Origin of the sequence: Methanoregula sp. (genome assembly GCF_049518935.1) — an archaeon.
Classification (GTDB): Archaea; Halobacteriota; Methanomicrobia; order Methanomicrobiales; family Methanospirillaceae; genus Methanoregula.
In genome coordinates this window covers 170,930-187,641 of record NZ_JBEKRH010000002.1, presented here as the reverse complement: position 1 = coordinate 187,641, position 16,712 = coordinate 170,930, and the positions used below count along the sequence as shown (strand labels likewise).

22 protein-coding genes are annotated in these 16,712 nt (G+C 52.4%); 14 read left to right on the top strand and 8 right to left on the bottom strand.

Annotated elements, in window-relative coordinates:
• Window positions 1-41 precede the first annotated feature (41 nt).
• Complete coding sequence (locus ABSE13_RS02875) at window positions 42-704, top strand: FmdE family protein (protein ID WP_424026985.1); 663 nt, start codon at window positions 42-44, stop codon at window positions 702-704.
• 122 nt (window positions 705-826) lie between these two features.
• On the top strand, window positions 827-985 hold the full coding sequence (locus tag ABSE13_RS02870; protein ID WP_424026984.1) for a hypothetical protein: 159 nt from the start codon (window positions 827-829) through the stop codon (window positions 983-985).
• Window positions 986-1,054: 69 nt separating this feature from the next.
• On the opposite strand, the gene ABSE13_RS02865 is transcribed toward ABSE13_RS02870, so the two are convergent.
• Both ABSE13_RS02865 and ABSE13_RS02860 read right to left on the bottom strand, forming a co-directional pair.
• A complete protein-coding gene (locus tag ABSE13_RS02865; RefSeq protein ID WP_424026983.1) occupies window positions 1,055-2,350 on the bottom strand; it encodes a TolB family protein in 1,296 nt (431 codons plus the stop codon).
• Window positions 2,351-2,543: 193 nt separating this feature from the next.
• Complete coding sequence (locus ABSE13_RS02860) at window positions 2,544-3,155, bottom strand: hypothetical protein (RefSeq protein ID WP_424026982.1); 612 nt, start codon at window positions 3,153-3,155, stop codon at window positions 2,544-2,546.
• A 174-nt stretch (window positions 3,156-3,329) separates the two neighbouring features.
• Between ABSE13_RS02860 and ABSE13_RS02855 the strand changes: the two genes are divergently transcribed.
• The gene (locus tag ABSE13_RS02855) at window positions 3,330-4,094 is read left to right on the top strand and encodes a winged helix-turn-helix transcriptional regulator (protein ID WP_424026981.1); all 765 of its coding nucleotides are present in this window, start codon (window positions 3,330-3,332) and stop codon (window positions 4,092-4,094) included.
• Window positions 4,095-4,243: 149 nt separating this feature from the next.
• Here the strand turns inward: ABSE13_RS02855 and ABSE13_RS02850 are convergent, their stop codons facing one another.
• Complete coding sequence (locus ABSE13_RS02850; RefSeq protein ID WP_424026980.1) at window positions 4,244-4,975, bottom strand: hypothetical protein; 732 nt, start codon at window positions 4,973-4,975, stop codon at window positions 4,244-4,246.
• Between the two features lie 120 nt (window positions 4,976-5,095).
• On the opposite strand from ABSE13_RS02850, the gene ABSE13_RS02845 reads away from it, so the two are divergent.
• Window positions 5,096-5,242: a hypothetical protein gene (locus tag ABSE13_RS02845; RefSeq protein ID WP_424026979.1), complete on the top strand. Its 147-nt coding sequence runs from the start codon at window positions 5,096-5,098 to the stop codon at window positions 5,240-5,242.
• Between the two features lie 115 nt (window positions 5,243-5,357).
• Here ABSE13_RS02845 and ABSE13_RS02840 read toward each other — a convergent pair whose 3' ends face one another.
• Window positions 5,358-6,101, bottom strand: coding sequence for a metal-dependent hydrolase (locus ABSE13_RS02840; RefSeq protein ID WP_424026978.1), 744 nt, complete (start codon window positions 6,099-6,101; stop codon window positions 5,358-5,360).
• 353 nt (window positions 6,102-6,454) lie between these two features.
• Between ABSE13_RS02840 and ABSE13_RS02835 the strand changes: the two genes are divergently transcribed.
• The 5 genes from ABSE13_RS02835 (at window position 6,455) to ABSE13_RS02815 (ending at window position 10,078) form a co-directional block, all read left to right on the top strand.
• Complete coding sequence (locus tag ABSE13_RS02835) at window positions 6,455-7,123, top strand: type IV pilin domain-containing protein (RefSeq protein ID WP_424026977.1); 669 nt, start codon at window positions 6,455-6,457, stop codon at window positions 7,121-7,123.
• Window positions 7,124-7,126: 3 nt separating this feature from the next.
• Window positions 7,127-7,675, top strand: coding sequence for a type IV pilin N-terminal domain-containing protein (locus ABSE13_RS02830; protein ID WP_424026976.1), 549 nt, complete (start codon window positions 7,127-7,129; stop codon window positions 7,673-7,675).
• 50 nt (window positions 7,676-7,725) lie between these two features.
• The gene (locus ABSE13_RS02825) at window positions 7,726-8,733 is read left to right on the top strand and encodes a type IV pilin domain-containing protein (protein WP_424026975.1); all 1,008 of its coding nucleotides are present in this window, start codon (window positions 7,726-7,728) and stop codon (window positions 8,731-8,733) included.
• Window positions 8,730-9,257, top strand: coding sequence for a type IV pilin N-terminal domain-containing protein (locus ABSE13_RS02820; protein ID WP_424026974.1), 528 nt, complete (start codon window positions 8,730-8,732; stop codon window positions 9,255-9,257). Before ABSE13_RS02825 ends, ABSE13_RS02820 begins: the two co-directional genes overlap by 4 nt.
• A gap of 170 nt (window positions 9,258-9,427) precedes the next feature.
• Window positions 9,428-10,078: a class I SAM-dependent methyltransferase gene (locus tag ABSE13_RS02815; RefSeq protein WP_424026973.1), complete on the top strand. Its 651-nt coding sequence runs from the start codon at window positions 9,428-9,430 to the stop codon at window positions 10,076-10,078.
• 105 nt (window positions 10,079-10,183) lie between these two features.
• Here the strand turns inward: ABSE13_RS02815 and ABSE13_RS02810 are convergent, their stop codons facing one another.
• Window positions 10,184-11,062 (bottom strand): Rossmann-like domain-containing protein, encoded by an 879-nt coding sequence (locus tag ABSE13_RS02810; protein ID WP_424026972.1) that lies wholly within the window; start codon window positions 11,060-11,062, stop codon window positions 10,184-10,186.
• Window positions 11,063-11,116: 54 nt separating this feature from the next.
• A complete protein-coding gene (locus ABSE13_RS02805; protein WP_424026971.1) occupies window positions 11,117-11,680 on the bottom strand; it encodes an FmdE family protein in 564 nt (187 codons plus the stop codon).
• A 211-nt stretch (window positions 11,681-11,891) separates the two neighbouring features.
• Here ABSE13_RS02805 and ABSE13_RS02800 point away from each other — a divergent pair, with 211 nt between their 5' ends.
• The 5 genes from ABSE13_RS02800 to ABSE13_RS02780 all read left to right on the top strand — a co-directional run bounded on the left by ABSE13_RS02800 (window position 11,892) and on the right by ABSE13_RS02780 (window position 15,238).
• Complete coding sequence (locus ABSE13_RS02800) at window positions 11,892-12,707, top strand: hypothetical protein (protein WP_424026970.1); 816 nt, start codon at window positions 11,892-11,894, stop codon at window positions 12,705-12,707.
• Between the two features lie 63 nt (window positions 12,708-12,770).
• Window positions 12,771-13,574, top strand: a complete 804-nt coding sequence (locus ABSE13_RS02795) for a hypothetical protein (RefSeq protein ID WP_424026969.1) — start codon at window positions 12,771-12,773, stop codon at window positions 13,572-13,574.
• A gap of 62 nt (window positions 13,575-13,636) precedes the next feature.
• Entirely contained in the window at window positions 13,637-13,828 is a 192-nt protein-coding gene (locus ABSE13_RS02790) for a hypothetical protein (protein WP_424026968.1), read from the top strand.
• An 8-nt stretch (window positions 13,829-13,836) separates the two neighbouring features.
• Window positions 13,837-14,664, top strand: a complete 828-nt coding sequence (locus ABSE13_RS02785) for a radical SAM protein (RefSeq protein WP_424026967.1) — start codon at window positions 13,837-13,839, stop codon at window positions 14,662-14,664.
• Window positions 14,665-14,860: 196 nt separating this feature from the next.
• On the top strand, window positions 14,861-15,238 hold the full coding sequence (locus ABSE13_RS02780) for a DUF5658 family protein (RefSeq protein WP_424026966.1): 378 nt from the start codon (window positions 14,861-14,863) through the stop codon (window positions 15,236-15,238).
• Window positions 15,239-15,268: 30 nt separating this feature from the next.
• Here ABSE13_RS02780 and ABSE13_RS02775 read toward each other — a convergent pair whose 3' ends face one another.
• Together ABSE13_RS02775 and ABSE13_RS02770 are read right to left on the bottom strand one after the other, a co-directional pair.
• Entirely contained in the window at window positions 15,269-16,180 is a 912-nt protein-coding gene (locus ABSE13_RS02775; RefSeq protein ID WP_424026965.1) for a hypothetical protein, read from the bottom strand.
• Window positions 16,177-16,626, bottom strand: a complete 450-nt coding sequence (locus tag ABSE13_RS02770) for a type IV pilin N-terminal domain-containing protein (RefSeq protein ID WP_424026964.1) — start codon at window positions 16,624-16,626, stop codon at window positions 16,177-16,179. Before ABSE13_RS02770 ends, ABSE13_RS02775 begins: the two co-directional genes overlap by 4 nt.
• Window positions 16,627-16,712: the final 86 nt, after the last annotated feature.

Here is a 16,712-nt window from a genome sequence, read left to right as displayed (position 1 = left end):
ATGGCCGCTAATTCACCCGTACCAGAGCAGTGAGGAATCAGATGGATACCAAAGACCACAAGCATACGAACCACCGGGAATACACTTTGGAAGAACTGAATGCCCGAATGGAAATACACGGCGTGGATCCCCGGGTCACGGAGTACCTGAACCGGTGCATCGCGTTCCACACCTTCCCGGCACCCGGCCTCCTCATCGGGGCCTTCATGGTCGATTATGCCCTCGAACTGCTGGGAGCCCGGACCGATGAAAAACTGTATGCGGTGTGTGAGACGCACAAGTGCGCTCCTGATGCTCTCCAGGTGATCGCCCATGCCACGTACGGGAACAACCGGCTGCGGATCGTCAATGTCGGCAAGTTTGCCATCACGATCAACCGGGCTTCGGCTGGGGATTCTTCGGATGGTGTCCGGGTGTACGTGGATCCAAAGAAACTGGCCCGTTTCTCCACTATCCATACATGGTTCACAAATAGTCCCGATTTTAACAAGAAGACCATGAATAACCAGCTCTTCGATGAGATCTTCTCTGCCGGGCGGGCGATCCTGTCCAGCGAGCGGGTCATAGTGAAGGTCGAAGGGAAGCAGAAGTGGAAGGCTGTCACGTGCCCGAAGTGCGGGGAGATGGTGCCGGATTATTCTGTCGGTGCGGATGGTGTGTGTGCTGCGTGCGGGCCGATGGGGTATTATGAGAAGATTGGCTGAAGGGAATCTGTTTACACTGTGTTTTTTAAAAAGGGAATTAATCGATCCCCGCTTCACTTCGGAAGCCTTGACGAGTGCAGAGACTTTCTTACCCGAATGCAGGTCCGCGTGAGTGGGCAGTGATGGAGGAGACGAATGCGATTCTCGACACATTCGGGAAGAACGAGCACGTGAAGAAGGTGTTCTGGGCGGTCTTTTCCGCAGTTGCCGGAATTGTGCTCGCACAGGTCCTGGACCCGGCCACGGCGCAGCAGATCGTCGGAATTATCACCGAGATATAGAGTGAACAGAACCTTCCGGGAACAAAGACTATTCCCGGTTTTTAATTTTTATATTTCAGGAAACCCGTCTTATTTTTTTGACCGACCGTTCATGATCCGGCAGAGAAGAATCCCCACTCCGATGGAAAATGGAACTGCGCCCGGAAAAGCAGTCGCAGCATGGTTTTCTGTCTTCCCAGATACTGGATCTGTTACTGTTTTTTCCTGTGCCGGGCCTGGAGGTGACGTGACATCCGTCAGGGAAACCGGTGCAGATACCGGAACGTCCATTACAAAGAGATGGACAAAACCCTCATTGAGGGTCCTGGTATCGGGATCAGCATAGACGATCCGGTTTTGACCAACGGCGAGAAGCTGGGGATGAGTGGTCTTTACCGGAAGTATTTCACGCACGCCGGAGATCGTGTTATAGACAACAATCGTACCGGCCCGCTCATCGCGCAGGTCGAAATCAGAATACTCCTGCCACACGACGAGATCCCCCGAGAGCAGGGGTGCATCGGTCACGAAAAGATCCCTGTTGATACGGATGGTAGTGCCGGATGAAATGTTGTACAGGTAAACGGCAGGTTTCCCGTTACGGTAATCCATCCACACGATCGAAGTGCCGGAAATTTTTGGTTTCTGCTGCAGGCCGCTTTCAGTACAGATCGGCTGTGTTATTCCTGTTCCAAGATCGTACAGATAAATATCCCCCCCGCCCGGCTCGTTTCGTTTATCGGTCCATACTATCCGTGAGCCGGAGATCGACGGATCCGTCTGGTCAGCGGCAGCGGTACTGATATTCTGCCGGGTTCCCGTAGTCAGGTTCATGAAGACAATATCCTGATCATTGGAAGACAGATACGGTTTCCTCTTCGCCCAAACCACGCGATCCCCGTCGATATCCGGAAACGCATTCTGCCATTGCTGGTCGGGCGCTGATCCATCGGAAGTCAGGGCGGTTTCCCTCCCGCTGGTTGCATCGTACAGGAAGAGATCGTCCCTGCCAAATTCACTCCAGACAATATACCGTCCCGAGACTGCGACGGGAGGCCTGAACTCAGACTCCTGGTGGATTCCCGGGGTCCCGGAGATCATTACGGTGGAATTATCAGTGAGATTCATCAGGTAAATACGGTTCAGGACACGTTTCTCCTCAATCTTTCTCTCGGCCCAGGTATTCATCCAGACCAGGTTTGAACCATCGAGAGCGAAGAAACCGGAATATTCGTAATGGTCGGGAGAACTTTCATCTGCGGTAATATTCGGTGAATGGATCAGGATCTCATGCCCGGCAAGAGCACTGGCATGCAGGGAGAAGAGCGCGGTAAACCAGAATAGCCCCAGGAGAAAAATTCCGGTATGTTTCCTGATCCCGTTCACCGGATAATTATCACAGGGCCGGTTACCCGGAAAAAAATCCGTGTGCGGTCGACAGAATTCAAAACGGGATTGTCCCGGTCCATCCTTCCTGCGATCTTCCTGCATGAGTATCCTGTCCTTATCCTGTCCTATTGGTTTACTGTAATCTGTTAAGAGGTTGTTATATATTAAAAAAAATTTCAAAAAAAGGAAATTATCCTGCGAAATACTTGGACGCAGAATGATCTGATCCCTCAGTGCTCGGGGTGATGGTATATCCCCAGGAATGAACATGGTAGTATCCTGCCGCCGGCCATGCCACATTGTTGTATGCCGAGACATAGGATCCCGATGTCGATCCTGATGTGGAACCTACCGTGCTGTCAGCTGCGTTCTTCAGGAACGATTCCACGTAGATATACGATGCCGACTGCGTACAGGAGGAATAACTGCTGAAATAGATGTGATTCGTGTAGATCGTCAGGTCACCGTGTACCGTCAGTGTTGCAAGAGTCGAATCCGGCTGCACGGTTTTCGGGGTTACCCCGTTATCTTCGGGCCAGTGCATCTTTCGCTGGTGCATCTCTTTTATGACTTCGTCAGAGACGCCAGCAAGCTGCTCGGGATGGACCTGCTCCATGTAATCACCAATGGTGATATCAGAGCCCCAGAGATGGTTGATCTTATCCACCTGGTCAGGAGTTGCCTGGACCATGCGGATACTGTGGCCGGCCGGATCCGCTGCGCCGACAATTGGTATACTTGCGATACAGATGAGGCTTAAACAGGCAAGCATCATCAATAGTTTTGAAAATTCATGTTTCATGTTTTCCCCCAAATTTTTTTTATCCGGACTTCAGTTAGATAGAGGTTCATGTTCTGATATTATGATAAAAATAAAACAGTCTTAAATTTTATGTGACAAAATTTTATCGATTAATTTTAATATCAGGATCTCAAAAAAGAATTACAGGAAACTGGAAGTACGATGGTCCGGCGAATGCGATCGGTTATAAAGTATATTTTCCTGGCAATCGTTGCCGTCGCCTGCACCTATGCGATCCTCAATTCCCTTACCCTGGCTCTTTGGGGTGATCCATCGGTGCAGGGTGTGCCCCGCATCTTCCACCCTCTCCCGATTGTGATCCTGCATTACGCCAGGATGATCTCCCCGTTGCTCGGCAAGGGCGTAGAGATTGCCATATTCTTGGGTATAGGATTCCTCGCAGTCTTTGGTTTCCGTCAGCTGACAGGAAAAAACCTGCTCAACAATCCCGTCCGGAAAGATCTCGTCGATTTCATCCGGATGCATCCCGGCCTGCACTTCCGTTCAATCATGCGGGGAACCGGCATCAACCGGGGAACCCTCTATTATCACCTGAACCAGCTGAAGTCCCTGAGAATGGTTACTGAAGTGAAAGATGGCGGGTTTACCCGGTATTTCCTGCGAATGAACGGGTTTTCGCCACTTGAACAGAAGATAATCACCCATTCTGATAATCTCATCAGGTACCGGATCATCATCACGTTGAAAGATCATCCCGCTATTGCAAAAACGGAGCTCCAGAAAATTGTTGGAATATCCGGGCCATCCCTCTGGTATCACATGCACCTCCTTGTAGCAGATAAGATCGCCTGTCCTGAACCGGATGGCAGGAGAATCCACTACTCTCTGACCCGGGAGGTTACTGCGATAGTGAGAACTGACAGGGCCGACCCGGCTTACCCCCGGACTCCCCGGGCCCAAGAGGCCCCGGCCACGTAATGCGTTACGGGCAGGTGACAATCCAGACGCCCACGAGTAACATAGTCTGGTATCCCGCAACCCCTTGACAAGATCCCCATTAAAAAAAAATATCTTGAATACGTGTTCCCGGTCACGATCTCCGTACCAGCCGGTGGGCGATTGCCGTATCAACAGATGCTTCCCGGGGGCCGGATCCACGTCTTCCGGTATTCGATCACTTTGCCCGATACGGAGTCTACGTCAACGGTGAATCCGTCACTGTCGCAGGGATCTTTCTTACCGAGGCGATCATAGACGAATACATATGCGCCTGCGATGGCGCCTGTGATGCCGGAATCCGGCATACCGATGGGATCGTACCGTTCTTCACTCATATTGAGAGAGAGAATACCGTTGCGGTTCCTGATCTCATTGTCGGAAGCGATCCGGGCTGTGCCGATCGTGATTGCCGGGCTTGCCGGGCGGCCAAGACGCTTCACCGGAATCGCATACCATACCAGGCTCCCGGTCCGGGGATCCAACTCCCCCTGGCCGATCCTTTCGTGGTTTTTGAGAAGATCGAACCCGAAAGAGGACTGGCTGAATTGGTCTCCCGGGTTGTACGTGATATTCACCAGGTCCGGGTCCAGTTCAGGCAATGCCCTGCGGGCAAGAATTCCGGCCTGATCTGCCGTAATCGTTGTATTTTCCAGGCTGCCCGGTTCGACCGGCGACTGATACGACGGAATTGTGCCCGGGGCAGGTGTTGACAGGGATACTGTTGCTGCCGGTAACGATGAGGATCGATCCGACGACTGTGGGGTTACCTGATGCGTTTGCCGGCTGTCGAGCGCGTAACCTGCACAAATTATCACTATGAATACCACTGCGATAATGATACCTAGATTTTTTTTGTCCATGGAATATACCTCATATCTCTTTTTGAAACAAGAATCGGATACCCGAGCGCATGGGTATCCCGGCCCGGTATTTACCCATATTGTCTAGGTTTATAAACAAGTTCTGTGACAATCTTTTGTATGTCTCTGAGGGATCATGCTACACAAAAGAGAGAAAATACAGGACCATGTTTCATCGCAACGGCAGAGGGGATAGTGCTCGCACAGGTTCTGGACCCGGTCACGGCTCAGCAGATCGTCGGGATCATTACGGGAATGGGGGGATAATTCCCTCATCATCCCCGGGGAAAAAGGATTTGCCGGTGAAACGGCTGCGGAAAAAACGTGGCCGGTCTCCGGTAGAAGACCCGGCCCCCGCTCCGGCACGAACCGGTCTCTTTTTTCAGGAAGCGGAAGGCAGGAAGGCCGTGGGTGTATCGTCATGCTCTCCGCCAGTAGTTGCCTTGCGGATGCCGGACAGAAGTATCATGATTCCGATGAAAGCACAGGATCCGAGGAGCCCGGCAGGCAGTACGAAGCCGGCGGTGGATGGGCCTGCGAGAATCAGGACGACCACGGCAGCAAGGATCACCAGCCCGACAATATGAAAATCCCATATCCGGTGATCGGTTGTATCGCACGGACGGATCGATCCCTTGATCCGGAGCGGGCTGAACGGAAAGAACGGAAAGACACCTTTCCTTGTGCAAAGGTCAAACACCATGTGCAGCCCGAGACCGAGGGTCAGGCCAGCAAGAAATGCCAAGACGGCGATAATGATCGCGGAATTTCCTCCCATGACAGCAGGAATGACGAGGAGTGTGGCAACACTCAGGAAAATAAAGAAAATTCCCGGGATCGAATGCGTCAGCCTTTTGTCAGTTGGTTCGAACCGGTCCCGCAGGATCAACCCGTAGATCCCACGCATCACCGGGACGCTGACTTTGTCGGTGAACCTGGTGAGATTGTAGGCAAGCGTGAGCAACCTTAATTGGGACGGCTTCTTCATCTGGGTATCCGGCAGGATGGATCCTGCCAGGGCGCCGGTAACCCCCAGCCCTCCTAGGATCAGGCTGCCCCGGAAAAATGCGCAGCACAAAATGAGCGTGCAGAGCAGGGTGAGGGAGAGGTGGTGCCGGGTGATCATGCCAATACCGCGTGCAGGAAGATTACCTTGGGCAGCAATAAGTTTTGGTATTGTAATTAATTCTCATAGAAGTCAATCAAAAATACTGCGAATCTTTTCTTCAGCTATCCAGCGGCCGGCATTTCCTGCGTACCATCTGCCTTTTATTCCTTGAAACGATCGTACTGGCGACGATATTCACGAAGATAAATTCCGGTTAATTATAAACATAAAATGATTAACAAATGATCATAGTTAAATACATTTTTTTACAAGTACTTTGTTGGCATGGTGGCTATGATGTGCACATATCGTTCCACTATAGCAGAACCGTTCGTCAGATCATTACGAATGAAGGGGAGAACCAGATAATTATGATTAAAAATCGGAAACTACGAGAAACCGAAGGTGCCGTTTCGCCGGTGGTCGGTGTGATGCTGATGCTCGTCGTCACCATCATCATCGCGGCAGTGGTGAGCGGTTTTGCCGGCGGGTTGATCGGGGGGGGAAGCAATCAGAAGACCCCCACGCTTGCCATGGATGTGAAGATTACGAATAACGGAGAGAATGGTACCAGTATTTTTTCTGCAACAGTCAACAGCATAAGTGATCCAACTCCCTCGAAGAATCTGCTGCTGACAACGTCCTGGGTGACCACAATGAAGAATCAGGCCTGGTCGACCGGAAACAAAGCATCTACCGCGGTGGGAACCGCATTTGCCAGCGGTGGGAATTCGACGATTGGCAGCGCACCTTATGGATTCGGCCCCGGGGTTACCGGGCTCACCGTTCTGTATGCGCCCTATACCGGAAACCAGACCTATGGCAACTTCACGGTTACGCAGGGAACCGGGCTTGTTGCCGAACCCAATTCACAGTATTCCGGGTATCTTAACAGTGGCGGCGTAAACAGTGCAATGCAAACGGTCCTCGGGAGTGGCTGGGAACAGTTGAGTCCGGGAGATACCGTGACGGTTCGTGTCATTTATGCACCAACGGGAAAGGCCATTTTCCAGCAAAATGTGGCAGTTACGGGGTCCTAAACAATGTCGAAGATCAATGACTATGGAGTTTCGCCGGTAGTTGGTGTGATGCTGATGCTGATAGTGGTGATTATCATCGCTGCAGTGGTATCAGCGTTCGCCGGTGGTGCAGTGAGCGGAGTGAACAAAGTTCCCCAGGCAACGATCACCGGGAAATTCAGTCTCTCGAATGGCCTGGAAATCGATCATGCCGGTGGTGATGGACTTGCAACCGCTGCAACAGTCTTCACCATATCAGATGGCCCCATGTTCGGGCAGAATCTTGGTCAGAAGACCTCCCAGGTCATTCCCATGAGCCTGATCACCGATATCAATGGCAATCCCCTGAATAGCGGTTACGCGAATGTTTCGGCATTTTTGCCCGGGGCTTCACTTTTCGTCAGCAGTACAAATTCGGCCTGTCAGTATCTTCAGCCGTCAGTTTATTCAGCGGATCCTCTACAGGAGCTCTGTATCGACAATTCCGCAAATGTCGGCAAGACCTTCTCGCTCATTGTAAGCGATAACCACGGGAATATGATCTCTAAATCGGATGTGACCATTTCACCATAACCGTTAGTACGGATGCACGGAACTCAGTCGAATTAAAAAGGAGAGAGTACATGAAACAACAGAATGAAAGGGCAGTATCCCCGGTTGTCGGCGTGATGCTGATGCTGGTCGTGGTGATCATCATCGCAGCAGTCGTCTCCGGGTTTGCCGGCGGGCTGGTCGGGGGCAAAAACCAGAAAGTTCCCCAGCTTGCCATGGATGTCACTATTGCGAACAGCGGTTACTGGTCAACGAGTTATATCAAGGGAGAGGTAACCGGCGTGGATGCCCCCATCGCCACCAAGAATCTTCAAATTGTAACCTCGTGGACTAAGAGCTTTAATAACGGGACCGTTATCACTGGGGGGGCAACAACCACACCCGGGATAGTTAATTTCAATGTGATCTACAGTACGCATGGATCCTATGCGTATGATTTGTGGCGGGATACTGTCCCGCAGGGCTATGGGACCGGCGTTGGACTGAACTCGTCGATTTTCGCACCTGGTCAGGGAGGTAATATCTTCTGGACTGTTGATGGTCACGGTACCGAATATAATCTCAAGCAGGGAACTGTCACAAATTCTTCATGGTGGGGGAATTACAACCTCCAAGCCGGTACAGAATTATTATGCCGGCCGTTTGGGGGATCGAATAGCGGACAGCAGGGAGGCAATTCGCAGTATATCGTTGGCTATGGTGTAAACGCCAGTGCCACCAGCCCTGCCGTGCAATACCAGTACGTTTACGGGACCATCCCCCCAACTGGAGGAAGTTGTCCATTAACCATGGATGGGGGTTTAGGATATCCAGCGGTGACATGCTCGGGTGCAACCTTCCTCCCGTACCCCACCGGTAATCAACTTCCCGACCCGGAGCCAACCACATTAATCCCGAGTCTTATTCCTGGAAATCCCTGGGATCCCCATACGTACAGCATCGACCAGATGCAGGGAGTACTCGGTGCGAACTGGTTCTGGCTGCGGCCCGGTGATATCGTTCACATGAAGATAATTCACATCCCCACCGGGAAGATCATATGGGAGAAAGATATTGTCGTGCAGGGGAGTGTAATATGAGACTACAGAATGAACGGGCCGTATCCCCGGTGGTAGGTGTGATGCTGATGCTGATCGTGGTGATCATCATTGCAGCGATTGTCAGTGGATTTGCCGGCAACCTGGTAAGTTCAAACAACAAGGCCCCCCAGGCGAATATCCAGGGAACCTACAGCGCGTCGGCAGGCATACTCCAAATGTACCATGCAGGTGGCGATGAACTATCGACTCAGAAAATTTTCGTCACAATGAGATTGAAGGATGAAGAGAATGGAGGTTTCTCCGGTACGATGTCGAGAAGCAGTACCAATAAATCCAATATATGTAATGCTGCAGGAACATGCTGGCTCGACGCTATGACAGGAATGGTTGATCTGCCGGTATGGACTCCCGGCCAGACCATGTATTATACCGGGCTCACCGGAACTGGCATGACCACGGCTACGGGCCTAACTCCAAACGATGTCGGGAAAACCTTCACCCTTGAAATCGATACCATCGATGGAAAACTGGTCTCTAGGAACGATGTGAAGATTGGTCCATAGAGAGGACAATTTTCACTGGACAGATCTCCTATGAGGGAGGTTTCAACCCTCCTTTAAGAAGTGATCATCAGTTTTCTTTTTTTCATTCTCTCATCTCACCAGAAGTGTTGACTGATAAAATAAACCTCAGTAAAAACAACAACCTGCAGGCAATACATGAATGAGATCCCATGACCGACTCCCCCGATCCCTTCTGGAAGTCTGCTGACGATGCCCGACAGTACGACGAGTTCTCGAAGACTACGTTTGCCCGGATCTACCCGGTCATCGCCAACGAGATCCTCGACCGGACCGGAATTACGACAGGCACCTGCCTCGATGTGGGGTCCGGCCCGGCTTCTCTTGCGATCGCCATTGCCCTCCTCTCGAATCTTTGCGTGACAGCCCTCGACAGTTCGCGGGAGATGCACGCTCTTGCTGTGCAGAATATCCGGACCCACGGTCTTGCGAAACGCGTGATTCCGGTTATTGGCGATGTCCATGCGATCCCTGCTGGCGACGGAGCCTTCGATCTCGTAGTGAGTCGTGGCTCGTACCACTTCTGGGCTGACCTCCCGGCCGCATTCCGGGAGATTTACCGGGTAATGAAACCGGGCGGTACTGCCTATATTGGCGGGGGATATGGGACCTCACAGATCAAAGCAGAAGTTCTTGCCGGGCGGAGGGAGCGGGGGATCGTGGACGATCCGGATCACCCGACACGCACACGGTTCCGTAAGTTCCGGCCCGGGGAGATCGAGCAATCGATTGACGCGGCCGGGATCAGCGATTACCGGATCATCAGCGATGATGCCGGGTTCTGGATGATTCTGCGTAAATAATACGTGCGGATAATAGCGTATCCTAAAGAGTAAGAACGACCCGCGTACCTGTCTGGTGACATAAAAAATAATAATCAGATACGGGGGAGAATTCCGCTCCCGTGCTCACAGATTTTTCAGGTTGCCCACGTTATACTTCCGCTGGTGCTTCCGCAGCGCCGTCTCCATATCCGGCGCATTCATCACATCAGCTGCAAACCGGACCGGGTCGCTGATGGCAACGGACATGACAATGTTGATCCCGTTCTCAAAGAGCACATCCGGGATCAGCTGGGCACTCGACCCGTAGAGCGCCCGGATACGGGCATTCTTCGCATACCCCATAACCTCTTCGAAGGTACCGTTCACGAGCGTTGAGCCAGTGATGATCGCGACGTCCGCATCTTTGAGTACTTCACGGTTCTCTTCTGCTGAGTGGACGATGATACCGGCCGGCCCGTAACTGACAGTCTCCCCGACAATAGTGGTACGGAACGTCTCTTTCGGCCGCTGGTCGGTGACGTGCAGCTCCCGGCACCGGCCTGCATAACTCTTCACCAGCCCCCCGTATCCCACGATCACCAGCTTGTCGTCTCTCCTGACCAGATCCTTCACCTCAAGCCCGACCGCGTATCCCTTGAATTGCAGCATCTCATCCGTGACGAGCGGCTGGGAGAGTGCATTGAGCAGGGTGAGGGCGATCGAGCGCCGGCTCACACGTGGATCCGTGATATTCGCAAACGCCACGTCAAAGAGTGACGAGCCTATGCAGGATTTCAGGTACGCAAGATCCTGCAGGGTCTGGTCGGTGCCGTAAAGGGGATTGTTGTCTTGGAAGCTCATTGCAACCCCGCAGCACCCCCCGGTTCCGATCACGGCATTCCAGCCCGGGTTGAGCCCGAAATTCTTCACAATGACGTCGGGCAAGCCGAGCCGGTGGTATTCGCTGAGCAGTTTTTCGTACCCCTTTTCGAGGATTGCGTGGGGGTTGTGCGGTATCATCATCTCATCCAGTCAGTATCCGGAGAATGCATGTGCAATTAATGATATGACAGGGACTCATGCCAGATCGGTATAGTAGGGCACGCCTGCGCAATTCCCGCACAGGACGTTCCCTTCATGGGCGATCTCTTTGCTGTCAACGATCATCTCGTTGCACCGGCTGCAGCGGGCCCGGTGTTTCGGCATGCCCGGCATGTCCCCGTTGGGAATAACGAGATTGACCCGGCGGATCCGGAGCAGCTCGGATTCCGGGGTTTCGAGCAGGATCCGGACTGCGTCCTGCATTGCGTCCTTACCGGTCTTCTCCGTCCTCTTCTTCTCGACAACCGCAACCCGGACTGCCGTACCGTTCTTCAGGTCAACATACGTGGCAGCAAACTTCCCGTACGGTTTGTACTTCAGCGTGCGGTGACCGAGCGAACAACCGGTGATCGCCTGGATCGCGTCGGCAATACAACGATCGATCTCCACATATACGATCAGGTCGCGGTTCTTCTCCTGAGGATTCATACCCAGTTCCCGCATCCCGGCAATAGTCATCCGGGTCCCAAGCACAATCCCGGCGCACATATCCCCGTGGAATTCCTTCGCTTTCCCGAGCAGGAGATCGAGATCAGTCATCAGTCCCCGCCTCGCGTACCCGTCCGTGTGGAACAGTCATGTGCAGGGATCTGGGTGCCGTAATGGTAAATAATTTGTTTTAATTTCGATCAAAGTTAAATGAAAATACTTATTAAATTACCAGAAGAAACGATATTGATCCAGACAGCTGACCGGCCAGACGATACCTGCCCGGCAGCGACGCGGATACCCGATGGTTGAGGAATTATACATGACAGATGAGACAACACCGACCTATTTGACGAACCGGATTAAAGGATATTTTTCCCCGCAGGAACTTGGCATCATCATCGCCCTGGCAGTCATTGCATTCCTGACCAGCAGTTTCGGGCTCAGCCATCTCCTCCCCGGCGGCAGCGCCCCGGGACTGGTCCACGCCTTCCTGAAACTGCCGGGGCCGGGCGCCGGGATCTTCATTGCCAGCGCCTTCACCTGCCTGTGGCTCGTGCTCGGGATACTCATTACAAAGAAACCCGGTACCGTCATCCTCATGTCGGTCCTGATCGTTCTGTTCAGCCTGGCCCTCTCGCTGGCCAAGGTCGGGAATGTCCGGCTCGATTACCTTGCCCTTATGGTCGCCATCATCATCGAGTGTGCCGGGCTGCTTCCGCTGGAACAAAAACCATGGAAGTTCATCTTCCCGTCTCTCCTCTCCATCATGGGCATCATCACGCTTGCCCTGATGCTCACCAATAACGCCAAGATGGGGGAGAATGGTGCGGCAGCAAACGTCTTCCCGCTCGGGTACGCGGTGTCAGGGATCCTAGCCATCGCTCTCGGTGTGATCCTTTGGTCCTACCCGTCGGCAAAATACATTATCGGGGCCGGGTGCGCCGAGGTCTTCTATATCGTATTCTCCTGGGCATTCAACGGAAAGAGCGGGTTCTTTTCCTGGGCTCCGGTGGCCCCGGCGATACCGGCACTTATCACGTTCGCATTTGTATGCGGTGCGTTCATGGCAGCTCTCGCCTACGGGTTTTACCTGCTCTGGACCGTCTACGTACAGCATGGAAGCGCCAGTACATAGACCCGGGATCCTGGAACAGCTGAAAGGGCCGGGACATACCCGGCCTCATTTTAAGGCACATCAATGAAACCAGCAGCAGAACCGGCAGACACTATCTATTTCACCCTACAGGAACTGGGTGTTATCATCGTACTTTCGGTACTTGCAGCCCTGAGCGGTGCTCTCGTTCCCTCGTGGCTCTTTCCCGATAATACGATCTCGGATTTCGTATACAGTACCCTTGGCCTTCCCGGCCCGGGTGCCGGGGAGCTGGTGTTCGGGAGCATCCTGTTCTTCTGGCTGCTCCTGGGATTGCTCCTCGTGAAAAAACCCGGTACGGCTTTCGCCATGGCTGTAGTCCTGATCGCAATCGATCTCATGGCAGGCAGTCAAGTCCTCGTTATCCATACCCTGGATGTCCTGTTGTTTGTAGCGCTCATTATCGAAGTGATCAGTATGGCCCCGGTTGAACGCAGACCCTGGAGCTACCTGCTTCCCGCGTGTCTTCTTGTTTTCGGGATAACAACGCTTGCTATCGCAGTTCTCGGATTTGCAACAACCGGCGAAATGGATACAGCAGTTAGAGGGACACCCTGGTCGTATTACCTCTCCGGTATTATTGGATTGATCAGTGCGTTCATCTGCTACCGGTATCAGGTACGGTATCTGCTCGCTGTCGGACTTGCCAGTATGTATTATATGCTGCATTTCTGGCTCTTCTGGGGAAGCGACTTCGCTGCACGGTTCCCTCCCGACCCAGTGATGATACCCGTTCTTTTTCTTGTGGCGTTGCTCGGAGGTGTTATTTCTGCAGCTGCTGCATATGGCATCAGCCGTGTTCTCCGGTACCATGTAAATACTGGCAGGCCAAATTCTCCAGATCAATGAGAAATGTTTATCATGATCAATATGTTAATTACTTGTAATCAACCATAAGGAGGTGAAATCATATGTGTGCACCAATAGTTTTACCTGAGGCAGCGATCGGCCTTGCAGCAGCCCATATCCTGGGTGTCGGATTGATTGTGGGAATCGTCATTTTCAATTCCAACGGGGTAAGAAAGGGCATGAGTTCCCTCCTCGGAATCAGCGATGGGATCGGTTCGGCATTCGACCGTGTCATATCCACGATGTCCCGGTAAGGAACCGAATGTCAGTACTGAATTACGCCATACCTCCGATCCTGCAGCTGGAACCAACGACAGCCTGCAATCTTGACTGTCCGTTCTGCCTGCGCAGGTCGCTGAACCGGTCGGAGGCCTCTATCTCTTTTGATGAATTCCGGCAGATTATCGATAGATCAAAAAGCCGGTTCCTGACCCTGCACGGGTGGGGTGAACCGCTCCTTCACCCGGACCTTCCTGCGATGATCCGGTACGCAGCCGGGAAAAAGATCTTGGTTAATTTTACCACGAACGCAACGCTGCTTCCCGGAAAAACGGATGCGCTTCTGGATGCAGGCCTTGATGCGATCGCATTTAGTTTTCCCGATTCAGAAAAATTCACCCCCGTTATCGCAAAAAATGTTGCCGGGTTTATGCAGGAGCGATCTGCAAGGAAACAAAAATTACCCAAAACGTATATCAACATCGCGTTGATGGAGAAGCACCTTGATTGTATCGATAAGGGGCTCGAACTTGCAAGGACTACCGGGGTTGATGTGGTGAACTTCGAACGTTCATTTCCCTGGACGGATAATCAGGCAAAGACTGAAAAAAGCTTGTTTGTCCAGATCAGGAGTACGGCCAGAAAGACCGGGTGCACGGTGACCATGCCCCCTCCCCATACAAATCCCTGTCCGCTGTTCCGGCTGACGCTCTTTGTCCGGACGAACGGGGATGTCGCACCTTGCTGTTACCGTGCCGATATCGCACTCGGGAACCTGCTGAAGGATAACCTGTCTACCATATTGCATAACCGGGTGGCATTTCTCAAAAAAATGAGAACCGACCCGATATGCAGCGGATGCAGAGTATAGGCGGGAAACTTTATTTTTCAAAATAATCTGTCCCGAAAGATCGTGAAAAAAAGAGTATCTGTTCTGATACCTCACCAGAACTGTAAAATCCTTTAACTTTCCTCAAAAATCAATTATTTTCGTTGAATTCCAAATCCATCATCAGATTGGCCGTTTTTACAAAAACCATTAATGCGATGAAGTGCAGGTATCTGCTATGTCCGCAGGAAAAACCGGGCATGCAGCCCCGTTTGCATTCCCGGGATATCGTCCACTGGATCATGAGACCGTACGCCGGATTGTGGAACTCCTGCTGGTTCTCGGGACATTATTCCTGCTCGACATTATAACGACCCAGATCATTCTCCGGATGGGCGGCATAGAATTGAATCCCTTTATGGCGGGAATTGTGACACACCCGGCCCTGCACCTGGTCATCAAGGCGGCAATCCTTCTCATCATATTTCCGGTCTCTCTCATCGCAGAGCAGCGGGTGAAAGGATCGGGCGCCTTCTTTTATTGCGTCCTTATCCTGCTTTATATCGCCGTGATCCTCAACAACCTGTTGTTCATAGTGCCGCGGATTGCAATGTAATCCAAAAAATGCCGGCGGGTAATGATCGTTTCAGTCTGCCCCGAGTGTTATCTCTGCTATTTTCCGGTTCAGGGTCATGTTGGGAATCGTATCAAACGTTACTTGGATCGGGGGGTCCGGCTCCAGGGGATCCGTGGGGGGAATTCTATGCGCATTTCCACAGTTCAGGACTTCGCTCGCGCTCTGGTTATCAGCATCGTCCCACAGGGCGTCCCGGAATCCCCCGGGCAGAGCGGGATTGATGCTGACCGTCATACTCGTAGTATTGGGGAACTGCTGGCTCACGACAGCACTTTCCAGCGTGAGCATCCCGTTCCCGTTACCGCTTGCGTGAGTATGCCCGGCAGAAGGGGTTATGTTCACGATATATATGTTCATCTGGGAACAGGTAGCAGGGTCATCCGGTAAGGGGACGGCATCCAGATCGAACAGGGTCCCGGCCATCCCGTACGTGATCGTATCCATGCTGGTATACTGGAGGGGTGTTTCAAGCGTCCCCTTCGTCACGTTCACGTTGCCATATGACCAGGTATACCCCTGGTCCTGCCAGAAATTATTCACCGGCTGGTACGAATAATTCGCAAAACGGAGGATGTTACTTGTCGTTGCGGGACTGGTCCCGTTGATGATGCTGATGCGTAGATATCCGTCCGTCTCATTCTGGACCCTGAGTAATCCCCCGGATTTTACCGCATCGAAGGTAAAGTCCCCCCCTCCAAGCGGAATTGGTTCTGACAATTGCATATTCCGCTTCAGGGAAGCAGCGGTCCCGATATCCGATGAGAACCGCAGGAACCCGGTCTCGACATCCCTGAGATGGGTAACCTCGGACTGCGCTTTCATGGAGGGAACGTAATAAGCATTCCATGCGGCAAAAAACGTCACCCCTATTGCAAAGATGAGCATCGCAGCAACGACCGGTGCAACGGCATCCTCGCTCATGGGCTAATCTCCCCGGTAAAGATCACCGTGCGGGGTGTAACCAGTTTGACGGTCTCATTCCCTAAAAGAGGGGTTGGCATCTGTACCGTTATATTGCTCCCGAGATCGAACACGGGATCGTACACGGTTTTATTCGGGACAAGGACAAGTCCCCCCGGGCAGGTAGTGTAACAAAACCGGTGGGTCGCATCTCCGGTCGTGATGATCACGGTGAGATCGCTGGCCTTTACAAAGTCCCCTCCCTTGTGCCAGAGGGTGACATTTCCCAGGGTGTCATTCGTCATCATGACGTTAATGCTCGGATCGCGATCGGTCGGGAGGAAATTGTAGAGTGCGGCAGAAAATACGGAGAGTAATACAATGGCAAGAGCGATCATGAGCATCTCGCCGACCACTTCCGAGACCCCGGCATCAGGCACCGTTCCTGCTGTTGTCTTCCCGTTCATCAGTTTCCCGTTTTCATATGCCGGTGTTCCCTGTTCGCATATACCTTCAAAACCCGGTAAAATTGGTATAGTGGACTATTGCTTGT

Excerpts from the sequence above, each read along its gene's own strand:
- ABSE13_RS02780 (WP_424026966.1), top strand. The coding sequence starts at position 14,861 with ATGTCCGCAGGAAAAACCGGGCATGCAGCCCCGTTTGCATTCCCGGGA.
- ABSE13_RS02800 (WP_424026970.1), top strand. The coding sequence starts at position 11,892 with ATGACAGATGAGACAACACCGACCTATTTGACGAACCGGATTAAAGGA.
- ABSE13_RS02810 (WP_424026972.1), bottom strand. The coding sequence starts at position 11,062 with ATGATGATACCGCACAACCCCCACGCAATCCTCGAAAAGGGGTACGAA.
- ABSE13_RS02870 (WP_424026984.1), top strand. The coding sequence starts at position 827 with ATGGAGGAGACGAATGCGATTCTCGACACATTCGGGAAGAACGAGCAC.
- ABSE13_RS02845 (WP_424026979.1), top strand. The coding sequence starts at position 5,096 with ATGTCTCTGAGGGATCATGCTACACAAAAGAGAGAAAATACAGGACCA.
- ABSE13_RS02790 (WP_424026968.1), top strand. The coding sequence starts at position 13,637 with ATGTGTGCACCAATAGTTTTACCTGAGGCAGCGATCGGCCTTGCAGCA.
- ABSE13_RS02820 (WP_424026974.1), top strand. The coding sequence starts at position 8,730 with ATGAGACTACAGAATGAACGGGCCGTATCCCCGGTGGTAGGTGTGATG.
- ABSE13_RS02805 (WP_424026971.1), bottom strand. The coding sequence starts at position 11,680 with ATGACTGATCTCGATCTCCTGCTCGGGAAAGCGAAGGAATTCCACGGG.
- ABSE13_RS02860 (WP_424026982.1), bottom strand. The coding sequence starts at position 3,155 with ATGAAACATGAATTTTCAAAACTATTGATGATGCTTGCCTGTTTAAGC.
- ABSE13_RS02825 (WP_424026975.1), top strand. The coding sequence starts at position 7,726 with ATGAAACAACAGAATGAAAGGGCAGTATCCCCGGTTGTCGGCGTGATG.
- ABSE13_RS02855 (WP_424026981.1), top strand. The coding sequence starts at position 3,330 with ATGCGATCGGTTATAAAGTATATTTTCCTGGCAATCGTTGCCGTCGCC.
- ABSE13_RS02875 (WP_424026985.1), top strand. The coding sequence starts at position 42 with ATGGATACCAAAGACCACAAGCATACGAACCACCGGGAATACACTTTG.
- ABSE13_RS02835 (WP_424026977.1), top strand. The coding sequence starts at position 6,455 with ATGATTAAAAATCGGAAACTACGAGAAACCGAAGGTGCCGTTTCGCCG.
- ABSE13_RS02785 (WP_424026967.1), top strand. The coding sequence starts at position 13,837 with ATGTCAGTACTGAATTACGCCATACCTCCGATCCTGCAGCTGGAACCA.
- ABSE13_RS02775 (WP_424026965.1), bottom strand. The coding sequence starts at position 16,180 with ATGAGCGAGGATGCCGTTGCACCGGTCGTTGCTGCGATGCTCATCTTT.
- ABSE13_RS02815 (WP_424026973.1), top strand. The coding sequence starts at position 9,428 with ATGACCGACTCCCCCGATCCCTTCTGGAAGTCTGCTGACGATGCCCGA.
- ABSE13_RS02840 (WP_424026978.1), bottom strand. The coding sequence starts at position 6,101 with ATGATCACCCGGCACCACCTCTCCCTCACCCTGCTCTGCACGCTCATT.
- ABSE13_RS02795 (WP_424026969.1), top strand. The coding sequence starts at position 12,771 with ATGAAACCAGCAGCAGAACCGGCAGACACTATCTATTTCACCCTACAG.
- ABSE13_RS02830 (WP_424026976.1), top strand. The coding sequence starts at position 7,127 with ATGTCGAAGATCAATGACTATGGAGTTTCGCCGGTAGTTGGTGTGATG.
- ABSE13_RS02770 (WP_424026964.1), bottom strand. The coding sequence starts at position 16,626 with ATGAACGGGAAGACAACAGCAGGAACGGTGCCTGATGCCGGGGTCTCG.
- ABSE13_RS02850 (WP_424026980.1), bottom strand. The coding sequence starts at position 4,975 with ATGGACAAAAAAAATCTAGGTATCATTATCGCAGTGGTATTCATAGTG.